General features: G+C 31.7%; 10 protein-coding genes and 2 pseudogenes. 8 read left to right on the forward strand and 4 right to left on the reverse strand.

Going from position 1 to position 13914, the window contains the following annotated elements:
* The 4 genes and pseudogenes from FC55_RS09155 to FC55_RS09165 form a co-directional block, all read left to right on the forward strand.
* A partial coding sequence (locus FC55_RS09155) for a zinc ribbon domain-containing protein (RefSeq protein WP_155512833.1) occupies positions 1-260 on the forward strand: 260 nt, incomplete at its 5' end.
* A gap of 95 nt (positions 261-355) precedes the next feature.
* The gene (locus tag FC55_RS10235) at positions 356-490 is read left to right on the forward strand and encodes a hypothetical protein (RefSeq protein ID WP_257796194.1); all 135 of its coding nucleotides are present in this window, start codon (positions 356-358) and stop codon (positions 488-490) included.
* A gap of 74 nt (positions 491-564) precedes the next feature.
* On the forward strand, positions 565-1125 hold the full coding sequence (locus FC55_RS09160) for a PTS sugar transporter subunit IIA (RefSeq protein ID WP_225356289.1): 561 nt from the start codon (positions 565-567) through the stop codon (positions 1123-1125).
* Positions 1126-1200: 75 nt separating this feature from the next.
* Positions 1201-2634, forward strand: a pseudogene (locus FC55_RS09165) (6-phospho-beta-glucosidase).
* A 50-nt stretch (positions 2635-2684) separates the two neighbouring features.
* Here the strand turns inward: FC55_RS09165 and FC55_RS09170 are convergent.
* Positions 2685-3677, reverse strand: coding sequence for a replication initiator protein A (locus FC55_RS09170; protein ID WP_003699347.1), 993 nt, complete (start codon positions 3675-3677; stop codon positions 2685-2687).
* Between the two features lie 285 nt (positions 3678-3962).
* Positions 3963-4727, reverse strand: coding sequence for a replication initiation protein (locus tag FC55_RS09175; RefSeq protein ID WP_003699348.1), 765 nt, complete (start codon positions 4725-4727; stop codon positions 3963-3965).
* 818 nt (positions 4728-5545) lie between these two features.
* Between FC55_RS09175 and FC55_RS09180 the strand changes: the two genes are divergently transcribed.
* The 4 genes and pseudogenes from FC55_RS09180 (at position 5546) to FC55_RS10320 (ending at position 10342) form a co-directional block, all read left to right on the forward strand.
* On the forward strand, positions 5546-6148 hold the full coding sequence (locus tag FC55_RS09180) for a hypothetical protein (protein WP_003699351.1): 603 nt from the start codon (positions 5546-5548) through the stop codon (positions 6146-6148).
* A gap of 267 nt (positions 6149-6415) precedes the next feature.
* Positions 6416-8722 carry a phospholipase D-like domain-containing protein gene (locus FC55_RS09185; RefSeq protein WP_003699353.1) on the forward strand — a complete coding sequence of 769 codons (2307 nt, stop codon included), beginning with the start codon at positions 6416-6418 and terminating at the stop codon, positions 8720-8722.
* Between the two features lie 37 nt (positions 8723-8759).
* On the forward strand, positions 8760-9578 hold the full coding sequence (locus FC55_RS09190; RefSeq protein WP_003699355.1) for a Fic family protein: 819 nt from the start codon (positions 8760-8762) through the stop codon (positions 9576-9578).
* Between the two features lie 97 nt (positions 9579-9675).
* Positions 9676-10342, forward strand: a pseudogene (locus FC55_RS10320) (Fic family protein).
* Positions 10343-10483: 141 nt separating this feature from the next.
* On the opposite strand, the gene FC55_RS09200 reads toward FC55_RS10320, so the two are convergent.
* Both FC55_RS09200 and FC55_RS09205 read right to left on the reverse strand, forming a co-directional pair.
* Positions 10484-12850 (reverse strand): phosphoketolase family protein, encoded by a 2367-nt coding sequence (locus FC55_RS09200; RefSeq protein ID WP_035149358.1) that lies wholly within the window; start codon positions 12848-12850, stop codon positions 10484-10486.
* A gap of 123 nt (positions 12851-12973) precedes the next feature.
* Positions 12974-13774 (reverse strand): DeoR/GlpR family DNA-binding transcription regulator, encoded by an 801-nt coding sequence (locus FC55_RS09205; protein ID WP_003699362.1) that lies wholly within the window; start codon positions 13772-13774, stop codon positions 12974-12976.
* Positions 13775-13914: the final 140 nt, after the last annotated feature.

Consider the following 13914-nt stretch of genomic DNA (forward strand, 5'->3'; position numbering starts at 1 on the left):
CTAAATTAGCTTATAAAGCACGTAAAAGCCAAAGCCAGGTCTTGATTGTATCAGCTAAATACACTAGCCAAAGATGCCCTAAATGCGGTCAAATTAGAAAAGAAAATCGTAATCATAGAATACATAGATATGACTGTGTTTTCTGTGGGTTTAAAACTAATGATGACCGTGTTGGAGCTATGAACTTGTACGAATTAGGTAAGCAATATATTTCTGGAATTGAAAACCCTAAATTTGAATTAACTAACGTTACCGACTGACATGTTGGTAATCTAGGGTGTTGTCAACCACCCAAATGTAGCCACGTATAGTGTGGGAGCAACGAAGCTGCGCTATTACCACTGACCGTAAGGTCGTGAGCTACAAGCCCTATGTCTTTAGACTGGGGCAGTTGACAAAAGTTGCTATACCTGCAACAATCTCAAGTTTACTAGGTATTACTGAACCAGCAGTTTATGGTGTTTTAATTCCTAAGAAGAACCTTTACTAATTAGCTGTATAGTTTCAGCAATCGTTGGGGGATTCTACGGTTTCTTTAATCTATGTAAATTTGCTATGGGTGGAATGGGATTCTTCGAACTACCCGGTATGATCGATCCTAAAACACATAGTATGAATAATGTTTACATCGCTTTAATTGGAATTGTATTGTCATTTGTTTTAGGTTTCATCGCTACTATGATTTTTTGGAAAGAAGATTCTTCTAAAGATAAAGTTGCAACTGGTCAAAATGATGAGGAAAAAAATGTTAGTCAAGAATTAATTCAAATTCCACTAGAAGGAAAAGTTTTGCCTCTATCAGAAGTAAAAGATGAAGTTTTTTCTAAAGGATATATTGGAAAAGGAATTGCTATCGAACCAACTAAAGGAGAAGTAATTTCACCTGTCAATGGAACAATTACAACTTTCTTCCCAACAGGCCATGCAATTGGGATAACTTCTGATTCAGGCGTCGAAATTTTAATTCATGTTGGAATGGATACTGTTAATCTAGAAGGAAAACACTTTAAACCCTTAGTAAAAAAAGGGGATAAGGTTACAGTAGGACAAAAATTATTGAATTTTGATCTTGAAGAAATTAAAAAAAGAAGGGTATTCAGTTATCACACCTGTTGTTGTAACTAATTCAGCTCAATATAAAAATGTTGATACCGTTAGTGATAATGGAAAAAATTTATTATCAGTTTTAGTTTAAATGAGGTGTCATCAATGAAAGAATTTCCAAAAAAATTTTTATAGGGCGGGGCAACCTCCGCTAATCAATACGAAGGTGCATATTTAGAAGATGGGAAAGGACTTTCTAATGTTGATCTAATTCCCAGTGGTTCACAACGTTTAGATGTTGCAAGAGGGGAGTTAGACCCTAAATTATTACCAGATACAGCTATATTTCCTGCACGTTCTGCTGTCGATGGTTACCATCATTTTAAAGAAGACATAGCTTTTATGGCAAAGATGAATTTTAAAATATATCGTTTTTCAATCAGCTGGAGTCGTATATTCCCTAATGGTGATGATGAACAACCAAATATGGCAGGCTTAAAGTATTACAAGCAAGTAATTGATGAATGCTTGAAGTACAATATTGAACCTTTAATTACTATTAATCACTTCGATGTTCCACATAATCTAATTGTTAAGTATGGTTCTTGGCGTAATCGAAAACTTATTGACTTTTATCTGAGACTATGTGAAACCTTGTTTACGCATTTTAAAGGTAAGGTGCACTATTGGCTTACTTTTAATGAAATTAATATGATTCTACATCTTCCTTATTTATCAGCAGGTCTAACTTTCAAGGAGGATGAAGATAAACTCCATGTTAGTTACCAAGCCGCTCATCACCAATTAATCGCAAGTGCTATAGCTGTACTATTAGGTCATAAAATTGATCCTTCAAATCAAATAGGTAGTATGTTAGCTGCAGGATGTATTTATCCTAACACTTGCAATCCTATTGACGCATGGGACAGTCTGACTGAACAACGTAAAAATTACTTTTTCTCTGATGTTCAAGTTCGTGGGGCTTATCCCAACTATGCTCTAAAATATTTTGAAAAGATACATTTTGAGTTATCCAAAGATACTGATGATCTAACAATATTAAAGCAAGGTACAGTGGACTTCGTATCGTTTTCTTACTACAATAGCCGTGTTATTGGAAAGGCTGATCAAGATCAAACAGCTGGAAACCTATTTGCTTCTTTAAAGAATCCATACTTAAAAACAAGTGAGTGGGGCTGGCAAATAGATCCACTTGGTTTTCGTATTACTTTAAATGAACTCTATGATCGCTATCAAAAACCATTATTCGTTGTAGAAAATGGCCTTGGTGCAAAAGATACTTTATCAGCTAAAAATAAAGTCAATGATATTTACAGAATTAATTATCTTCGCGATCATATCCAAGCATTGAAAGCCGCAGTCACTGAAGATGGGGTTGAAGTATTAGGATATACAAGTTGGGGTTGTATAGATCTAATCAGTGCTAGTTCCGGCGAAATTTCCAAACGCTATGGCTTAATTTATGTTAATTTAGCTGAAGATGGTTCAGGTGATTATCAGCGTTTTGCCAAAGATTCAGCTAAATGGTACGCTAAAGTTATTAATTCTAATGGGCAAAATCTAGATTAATTTAATCTAAAAACTACTTGTAAGAATCTGTATTATTACAGGTTCTTTTTTTAGAAACTCAACAGTAAATTTAATTCTATCTCATCATCTTCCGTTAATTCATAATTGTCTATTAAATATTGTTTTACTGCATTTGCCATGAAATTACGTAAGTAAACGTAAATGAACTTTGCCTTATTCTGTATTTTTTCTTTACCCTTATAAACTATTTCAGCAATTTGAAGCAAAGCAGATTCTAATCCTCTTTTCAATAAATCATTGGATTCAAAACGAGTTGCTTCTTGACTGGCAGGATTATATAACCATCTAGTATTAGATAGTAATTTCTTCGTTACTTGACTTTTAGCTTTAAAAATAGTGTCGCTAAACCATTTCAATTTTGTATATGAATTATTTGCTAATACTTTCAATCTAGACACTACAGGAAGACTAAATGTATCTTTAAGTCTTGTAATAATTGAATCTAAAGATAGTTCATTTAATACGTCTTTTTCTGACTTTTTGGGTGTGACTAGAGTATTACTCTGATTTTGTGATACTGATTCATTTGATTCTCTTGATAATAATAATTTAGTTTGATTATTGTTAGATTGATTTATAGGCAATTTTTGCGACTTCGTACTAGCAGAATCTGCAGGAACGGATTTAATAGGCTTTTCAAAGTCAAAATTAGCCCAAGGCAAAACAAGATCTGTTTCAGCTGGAGTTGTTTCTGGTGTATTTACATAGATCTTAAAATTCTTAAGACCATAACGAACAACTCTTATTAGGCCACAGTCAATAAGTTGAGAGCGTAAAGTAGAAATTTTTCTTACAGACATACGAAGGATTTTTGCAGCTTCATCATTAGAAAAATAGATAAAAATCCCTTCTGAATCTGTAAAAGTATCGTTACCAGTTTGAGAATGAAAAGCAGATACTTCTTTTCTTTGAGAATATAGTGAATATAAAATCATAGCATCACAACTTAATTCTTGATACTTAGGATTATTGAATAAATCAGTGTTTATTGGTAAAAATGCACGAGATGTAAGACTTTTCATTGTGTAAACTTCCTTCCATAAAAAATATTTGAAGTACACACAAGACTAAAAGTGATGAAAAAAAGACACAATAATGCTATAATTAGAAACATAGATAGCGAAAAATGAGTACAAAAAACTCAAGTTAATTTTGGTGGTGCTTAATTAACTTTTATAAAGAGCTATCGTAAGTTTGATATTAATTATTTGTTCTTAGTCTTGGTGGTACTTGACTGAGATTTTACTGTATGCTGGTCACATACAGTTTTTAGGCTCCTTACTTTGGTCGGTAAGGGGCTTTTTTATTTAGTTATCCAGTAATGAAATTTGACGTGGTTCGTCAAGATTTCTTAAAATACGTTTTCCAATATTAAAACGGTAAGCTATGATTCGATGAGCTTTACCTTTTTCATCTTGTACAGGTGTAATTTCAAAAACAGTAAAATACTCCTGTAGGATTTTACTGACTTTTGTTAAAATTAATCTATTGATATCTGTTGGTCGATAAGATTTAGGAATAGAGAAAAGTTCTTTAAAATCCTTTAATACAACATCAAAGACTTCATTTTCGTGTTCTCTAGCTAAACGAAAAGCTGTTTTCGCATATTTAGATTTGATAGAAGTAAATTCTTCAATGTCAAAGTTAGTTACGAATCCTTTGGCTAAATCATTAACGATATAGCGAAAATCTTCGTTAACAGCAACAGTTAGAGTTTGTTGATTCCCATCTATTTGAAAAGTTGGGAATAGGGTAAACTTAATGATTTGTTGTTGATTATGGATTCGAACATTTAAAGAGGCTAGTTTTGTTGTCATATTATCAAGAGACTTGATTAATTCTTTGTTTGAAGTCTTCTGAAAACTTGCTAATTCACGAATTTGAGTAAAAGATAATTTGGTCTTTCTTTCACTAGTTTCTTTAACCTGACTTAGGATAGCGAAGAAAATATTCTGTTCACTTTCATTCATAAACCCAATAGGAATACGATTTAATTCATTATCATAACGAACTTCCTTGGTATTAGGGAAGGCTGTTACAATTTCCTGTTGGACAACAGGTTCTTTAGACATACAAACACCTCACAATACACAAGATGTAACTAAGAATTATCATAGAAACATCTATAAATTATCATTATGTTTATTATAATCATATAGAATTAATAATTACAATATAATTGAATGAATTTATAGACCATTTTTACACAGCGAAAAAATAGATATACATTACAGACTATTTTTACACCTCGACATAAACAAATCCCGGTCTTATGCACTTTTTACATAGATAAAGCTTGTAATTATGCGAATTACAAGAAATATAATAACAGTGAGAAAAGAGCACTTTAGTATATAATCGATAATTTTATTAAAATTGAAGAATCTTGATATGTCAAGGCTTACATGCGCAATTTAAGGCCTTTTTTGCAACAATATAATGCTCGAAGTGTAAGAATAGTCTACAAATTTTTGGAAGTGTAAAAATAGTCTTTTGAAATAAAAGAAAAAGGGGAATAAGATATTTTTCCACTCCGAAATGGCCATATTGACCACTTCGAAGTGTAAGAATAGTCTAAATAGAGATAAAAAAAGAAGTTAGAATGTAAGGAAATAAAAGAAAAAGGGACAGAATCTATTCGGAGTGTAAAAATAGTCTTTTTTATACAGACTATTTTTACACCTCGAGTACAATTAAATTTTCGAAGTGTAAAAATAGTATCAAAAACACATAACATTATACATTGTGGTAATGTTATGTGTTTTTTACATTATATATATCTATAATATTTGTGGATTGAATATTTATTTCTATAGACTACCCTTACACTTTGAAATTTATCATATATAATAGGAAGAGATACGTTCATTTGAATTAAAGAGGGGATAATATGACAGCTGAAAGTATTATTTCGATGCTGAAAGAAATATCAGATAATGGAAATAAGAAATACCCTGTCACTGATTTTGGTGGAGTATTTATTTTTAGAATAACTTTTTTTGATAAAATTCCTAATGATGTAGCAAATAAACTTATTGATCTTAATTTACCGGATGAAGTAATTGAATTACTAAGTTGTACTAATGGATTGAATTTATTCGAAGATGAGTTCCAAGGTATGGAATTAGGCGGCCCTGTTTGTAAAATTTATTCTGGACAGGAAATCCTAAACAGATATCAAGAATCAATAGATAAAGACTTAATTCCTATACTACTTTTCCGTGATTATGGTGAAATGTGTATCAATATTAGACACTATAAGCAAGAAAAAGATTATTTAACTTATCCAGGTATGGAAATGGATAAGTGTTTTAAATGTACTTTTCTAAAATGGTTAGAGATGTTTATTGTAGCGAACGGCAATGCTTTTTGGAATGGAATTATTGATAAACAGCCTGAGAGTTTATTGAACTTTTGGGCTATTTATTTTTCTTCTTTTCCTGATAATAAGATAAAGGAATTTCTATTAGGGCAGATATTATCGCAACAATAAAAATCCAAGTGTGTCCGGTTTTTAAATAGTATGATGTAGAAATGATAGCTACTACTAGGATACCAGCAATTGTTTTAATCCAAAAATATGTCATATAACTTCCTCCTTTTAAATAACGAACCAAAATTAATTTTTAACTATCTATATTATAACAAGAAGTTAAATATGAAAAAGTAAACAAAAAAGTTTATAATGACAAAGAAAGCTATATTAAGAGTCTAGTGTATAATCAAACGATTAAATAAGAAAAGAAAGGGTGTGAGCAGAATGACATTACAAATTATAGATAGAGGAAAAAATAAATTATATCCAGATGGAAATTTCTGGGAATTAAGTAGGAAAGAAGAAAATAATTGTTTTTATGGAGTAAGCTTTGTTTCATCTATAAAATTTATTGAAGAAAATTTATTACCATTTTATCAAGATGTAGAGCTAATTCTAGGATTATCAGATAATGGTAATAATTCGATCGGGCAAAGAATGCAGGAGCTAATGGATAAGCGTGTTTTGTGGGTAAATTATGTTGAGAATAATTTGGAAAGTGAGTTTGCCAAAAGAATATTAGACGGCTCTTTAAGATTGCGATTTACTAAAGATAATTTGATCCATTCTAAAATTTATTTGATGGAAAATAAAGAACAGAATACTTATCAATGTTTCACAGGTTCAATGAATTTAACTGAAACTGCAGTGTCAAAGAACTTTGAGCAATTGATATGGGATTATGGAAGTAAAAACGATGATTTATATCAATTGTATAAGCAAATGTATGATGATATAAAGAAAAGTTCTGCTACATATCTAGATTCAAAACGCTTAAAAGGTTTTCTTGTAAAAGATAATTCAAAACAAACCCAGCTTAATGTGTACACTGATTCTATCAATATGTTAAGTAATTCTGCCGATACAGATGAAAAGGTAAACTTTCCTTCTGATGAAGTAAAAGTGTATTTAAATGACACAACTAAGGAAATCCAAAATGGTAATTTAGGTAAAAAGGAAGCTGTAGCTGTTAACCAAACAATTAAGTTATTTACAGAACTAGGTAATCTGAGAAAAGAAAAGACCTTAAAGAAAGCTACTAGTGAAATCTTAAACTTAAATCAAATTATTGAGTATCAAGAAAATTCAAAAAAATCATCTAAGAAAAAAAGTGATGTGGATTATTTCCCTAAACCAGCTTTAATTTGGAATAATGAATTTGAAAAATTATTTACTGCACCCAAAGTAGGCGAAGGTGGTCAAGTTTTAAAACAAGTTTCATTGAGTGATGAAGAATTAAAAGAAAAATTACAATTATTCTGCGATATTGTCAACGAGTATGATACGTATAAGTTATCAGGAGAAGGATGGCAGACGTTAGGATTTTTATTATATTTATATGAAGCGCCTTTTATTTGGAGAGTAAGAGATTTATATGATTTAGCAGATAAAAGCAAACATAGAGAAGATGTTCCAATAGCAGTTGCTTTAATTGGACAAGGTAAAACGGGAAAATCGACGCTAGGTAGAAGACTAGCAGCTAAGTTGACAGGTGCATTGAATTTTACAGGTAGCGGTGAGTTTGAAGCGAGAAGTAAGTATGTAAACAAGGCAATAAGTGAAGTCCTTAATGAATATTTACAAACATCAGGTCCAGTTAGTCCATTAATGATTGATGATGTTCGTCCTGATTTAACAACTAGACAATATTTTGAAGACATGATTAAACGCAATTCAAACTCTATAACCGGTCCTATGCCTACTGCAATATTTACGATGAATAAAGAAGATGATTCTAAGGGCGTTGTATCTAATCGTCATGAAATTGCAAGACGTATTTGGTTCTTATCTTTTGAATCATCATTTAAAGGTAACAGTAAAGAAGGAGATTTGAAAGTAGATGAACTACTAAATCGTGCTGACTCTGATCTATATTACTTATGCCAACAATTATTGGAAGAATATTTTAAAGATATTTCAGAAGAGGATGCTATAAAAATTCAGGCAGACTTTTTGTATCCAATTAAGAAAATCTTAAAGGACTTACTTGTTAAATATGATCTTTTTCAAGAAATTGAGAAATTTTTTGAAAAAGATAACTATGACTATGCTTTATATAGAGGTAAGTCAGATTGGCATATGTTAATAGAACAGGTAAAAGAACCAGATGATTTTTCTTTTATAGAAAGCAATGGAAAGCTACAAGCACAATTTAATAAACAAGCGTTTAATAAATTGTCAGATGGGACCAATAAAAATAATGGTAGTTCACAGATGGGGTTGTACTATAATAATCTTCCGCGTAAGTATGAAATTTCTGATAGTAGTAAGTATGGTACTTCTGGATTCATGATCGATGTAGATAACTTCGATAAATGGATGGGAGAGCCTGTTCTTCGCAAAAAGTATGAGGATACTCACGGAATTACTGATAAGAAAGAAAAGGAAGAGGAAACATATAGGCAAGCTAAGATGCAAGCACAAATTCAAATGGATTTACAAAAAGATCTAGTTAAACAAGTGGTTGACGCAATGGATGAGAGAAATAAAAAGAAAAAAGGATTCTTTGGGAAAATATTTGGTGGAAAGTAGAATCTAAATGTAGGAATGAGATTGAGGTGATGCAGAAATGAACAGAGAAGAAAAATTAAAACAACTTTCAAAGTTAAAAGATGAAATGAATTCTTATAGGCCACTTCCGAAAGAAATGGTCGAACAATTGGATAAACAAGTAAAAATTGAACATGTTTGGTCTTCGAATGCTATTGAGGGTAGTACACTTACAAGATATGAAACAGCGAGTATTATTGATACCGGAATTACTGTAAATAGAAAATCTGTACGAGAAACTTTAGAGGCAATTAATTTAAGTGAGGCATATGAATATATGATGAGTTTAGTTTCGGAAAAACAAGATTTATCTGAAACAATTATTCGAGATTTAAATAGACTTGCAACTTTAAATACAGCAATGAGTCCTGAACTTGCTGGTGTTTATCGAATTACAGAGGCCTGGCCAAGTGGATATGAGGATCATCCATACACAGAACCATTTAATATCCGACCAGAAGTGGAACAGTTGATTAGATGGTCAAAAGAGAATAGAGAAAATTTACATCCAGCTATCTATGCTGCAGATTTACATCAAAAGTTTGTTTCAATTCATCCTTTCTCTGATGGTAATGGACGAACAGCTAGATTATTAATGAACTTATCATTAACCGAAGAGGAATATCCAGTAATTAATATTCAACCAGATAGGGAATCAAGGGAAAAATATATGGAAGCCTTAGCTTATTCTAGACAAACCGGAGATTTAACGTTATTTGAAAATATTATTATAGATTATGTTTATAAAACGTTAGTTAAGAGATTAGAAATTCTGAAATTATATGAGAAAAATACTGAGGAAGCAAAGAAACAAACAAATCTTTCTTCGGATTCCTAAAAAAAGAGAGATAAAAAATTTAACCGCCATATTGGTGGTTATTTTTATAGCAATTAATGGGAATGATATTTTAATTATAAATTAGGTCGGTGAAAAAATGTTTGAAGATAAGTATAGTTTCAGCCAGGATCAGAATAGAAGATTTGCTAAAATGAATTTAACGAGATTAGTATTTACTAACTCAAAATTTGTAGGTGTAAATACTACACTACCTCAAACACAAACGATTATTGATGGTGTAGGGATTAATGGTATTTCTATTGACGATATTAATATGATTGTCCAATTAAAGAGAGGATGGCAATATATAAAAATGAAGATCGCCCAATATTAATGAGAGTGATGAAGAATATTAATAGTATAGTTGTTAATTTGAATCCAGAAGAATTCAAGGATGGTTCGACATCAATAGGAAAACTTATGTCATCTAGTATTGATGAACACGCAGAAGAGAATTACTTACAAGAATTACTAAAAGATAAGAATAAATCAGTTACAGAAAAATCAATTGAGATAATGTACCATTTAATGAAGAATAAAATCTTTTGGAATGGAAATAAAAGAACAGCGGCCTTAGTGCCAATAAATACATGATTGATAATGGCGTGGGATTGATCAACATTCCTTTGTATTGTTGGGATGAATGGAATAAGTTAATTTCTGATTATTATTACGATAATGATATGAGTAAGATAAAGGAATGGACTTATAAAGTTGGAATACAAGGAATAGATATCTTTAAAACTAGCATAAAAGATAAATAACAATATTGTGTTAATGTATTACCATAATATAAATGAATAAAATATAATGTATAATATACCAATAAAGCCGATGCTTAATTGCATCGGCTTTATCTTTAGGAGTTGTTTTGATGTAAAAGTGTAAGTATTGTGAGGAATTAATTAGTCAAGATCCCATTTCCAAGTGCGAACTTCCTCAATATCGTCACCTTCGCTACGGATATAGTCATGATGTTTTTGAAGTAGTAAGTCCATATCTTGTAAGACTGTAGCATATTTTTCGCTAACTCCAGGAACAACTTCAAGTGCATCTTTAACTAAGTGGAATCTATCAAGTTCATTTCTTACACGCATATCGAATGGAGTAGTGATATCTCCTTCTTCTTTATAGCCATGTAAGTGTAAGTTATGGTTATGTCTATCAAAGAAGATATCTTTAAGAATGTCTACATAACCATGGAAAGCAAAGATAACTGGTTTATCTTTAGTGAAGTAAGCATCGAATTCTGCATCAGAAAGACCTCTAGGATCATCTTTCTTTAACTTCAAAAGATCTACAACGTTAACGTAGCGAATCTTCAAAGAAGGTGCTTGCTTTCTTAAAATAGAGATTGCAGCAAGACTTTCTAAGTTTGGTTCAGAACCAGCAGAAGCAAATACTACATCTGGTTCTTCGCCTTCAGGAACATTACTTGCCCAATCAATGATCTTCAATCCGTTATTAACAAGTTCCTTAGCTTCAGCTGCTGAGTACCATTGCAAACGAGGGTGCTTACTTGCAACAATTAAGTTAATAACTTGTTTTGTTTGTAAGGATTTATCAAATGCTGCAATTAAAGTGTTAGCATCAGCAGGGAAGTATTCACGAATATATTTTGTCTTCTTTTCTGCTAAATGAGTTACAATACCAGGATCTTGGTGAGAATAACCATTATGATCTTGTTGGAATGCAGTTGAAGTAGAAATAATATTCAATGATGGAACATCTTCTCTCCAAGGAGTTTCTTCATGGGAGTTACGTAACCACTTGAAGTGTTGTGTCAACATAGAATCAACAACACGTAAGAATGATTCATAGCTTGCAAAGAAACCATGACGACCAGTTAATGTATAAGCTTCAAGCATACCTTCATCCATATGTTCTGATAACATGGAGTCAATCATGCGACCATGAGGAGCAAGTAGGGCATCGCTACCATCATGAATTGGTTCCAACCATTGACGGTTTGTTTCTTCAAATACTGCACTTAACTTATTAGATAAGGATTCATCAGGTCCCCAACCACGGAAATTCTTATTATCTTTATTTAATTCAAATACAGCCTTGATATATTTACCAAGTTCAGTCATATCTGAGCCATCTTCTGTACCATGGTCTGTCTTAAATTCGAAGTCAGCTGGATCTGGTAAAATTAAAGGTTTTGATAATTTACCACCATTAGTAACAGGATTTGATGCCATTCTATGATCTTTATCAGGGATAATAGCTTTAATATCATCTAATAGGACACCTTTTTCATCAAATAATTCTTCAGGTTTATAAGATTTTAACCAACTTACTAAGCTATCAAGATGTTCAGTATGATTTTGATCTACTGGAATTGGAATTTGGTGAGCACGGAATGAACCTTCAATCATATCTCCATCCCATTCTTTAGGACCACCCCAACCTTTAGGAGCACGGAATACTAACATTGGCCATGCTGGGCGAGATTCATCATTATTCTTAACAGCGTTTTCACGAATAGCCATAATTTCTTCAATAATGCTATCCAATTCATCTGCCATTTTGACATGTAATTCTTTAGGATCTGTTCCTTCAACAAAATGAGGATTCCATCCAAGACCTTTGAAGTAGCTTGTTAGCTCTTCATGTGACATACGTGAAAGAACAGTAGGGTTGGAAATCTTGAAACCATTTAAATCAAGGATTGGCAATACAGTACCATCATTGATAGGGTTAATGAATTTATTAACTTGCCAAGATGTTGCCAAAGGACCTGTTTCAGCTTCACCGTCACCAATAACTGTAGCAGCAATTAAGTTAGGATTATCTAAAATTGCACCTGCACCATGTAGTAGTGAATAACCTAATTCTCCACCTTCATGAATTGAACCAGGAGTCTTTGGATCAGCATGTGATGCAACACCACCAGGGAATGAGAAACGTTTGAATAATTTTTGCATTCCAGCTTTGTCTTGAGTGATTTCAGGATATGTTTCTGTATAACTACCGTCAAGGTAAGAGTTAGAAACCATAACTTGGCCACCATGACCAGGGCCTTCGATATAGAACATATCTAAATCATATTTATTAATTACACGATTCAAATGAGCATAAATGAAGTTTTGTCCTGAAATTGTTCCCCAGTGTCCAATTGGATGAACTTTAACATCTGTTGGAACTAAAGGACGATCCAATAAAGGATTATCTTTCAAATATAATTGACCTACAGAAACATAATCAGCTGCACGCCAGTATCTATCTACTAATTCTAAGTATTCTTTTGATGAATAATTTATTGTCATAATATTTGCATCTCCTTGTCTTTTCTTTGCAAAATATTTACAGTTATATAATAACGTTTTCACAAATAATGTCAATACTTAATTTAGAAAAAAATAAAAAGGATTAAAAAGTAAATTTACTTTTTAATCCTTTAACGTACTTAATTTAATTTTTGAAGAAGAATTTATAACTGGGATACCGATATGTTTGTACTTATTGATAATATCAAGTGGTGTTTTTTTATCAGTTATAATGACATCTAATTCACTAACATCAGCGGTTTTATACAAAGCTATTTGATTAAATTTATCGTGATCAGCAAGTAAAACCTTATTCATAGAATGACTTAGCATTTTTTTAGAAACTTCAACTTCACTAAAGTAGTGATTGGTAATTCCTGATTGGATCGAAAGTCCACTACATCCAAAAAATCCAACATTGCAATATAGATTATCTATATTAGTTAGAGTAAGAGGACCGGATAAAGAGCCTTCTTCAGATCGCAAACCACCACCAAGAAGAATAAGTGAGTTTTTTGTACTATATCTGAAAATATCTACTACATTGAGGGAATTAGTTATAACAGTAATATCATGTAAAGGGCTAGATTCGATAGCTTTTGCCAATTCTACAACAGAAGTACCGTAATCCAAGAAAATAGTATTGCCGTCTTTTATATAGTTAAGAGCTAATTTGGCAATTTCCTTTTTTTCAATGACATCTAAGACTGTTCGCTGTCCGTATCTTGTTTCTTCAATACCTTTCTTTAAGAAAGTTGCACCTCCTCTAATAGAAGATAGCTTTTGTTTCTTGTCTAATATATATATATCTTTTCTAATAGTTTCACGTGAAGTATTAAGTTCTTTGCTTAATTCAGAAATTTTTACAGTTCCTTTTTCTTTAACTTGCTTCAATATTTCAGCATGTCTTTCTAGCATATCCATTGATATCACTCCCTAATATTTACCTAAGCTAATTGTATGATTATATTTGCAATTTATCAACTTTGCAAAATAAAATCAAGCAAAAAATAAAAAAGCTCTTGCCAAACAGGTGGGTGAAGTGCAACAAAAAAGTTAGACAA

Origin of the sequence: Ligilactobacillus salivarius DSM 20555 = ATCC 11741 (genome assembly GCF_001435955.1) — a bacterium.
Taxonomy (GTDB): domain Bacteria; phylum Bacillota; class Bacilli; order Lactobacillales; family Lactobacillaceae; genus Ligilactobacillus; species Ligilactobacillus salivarius.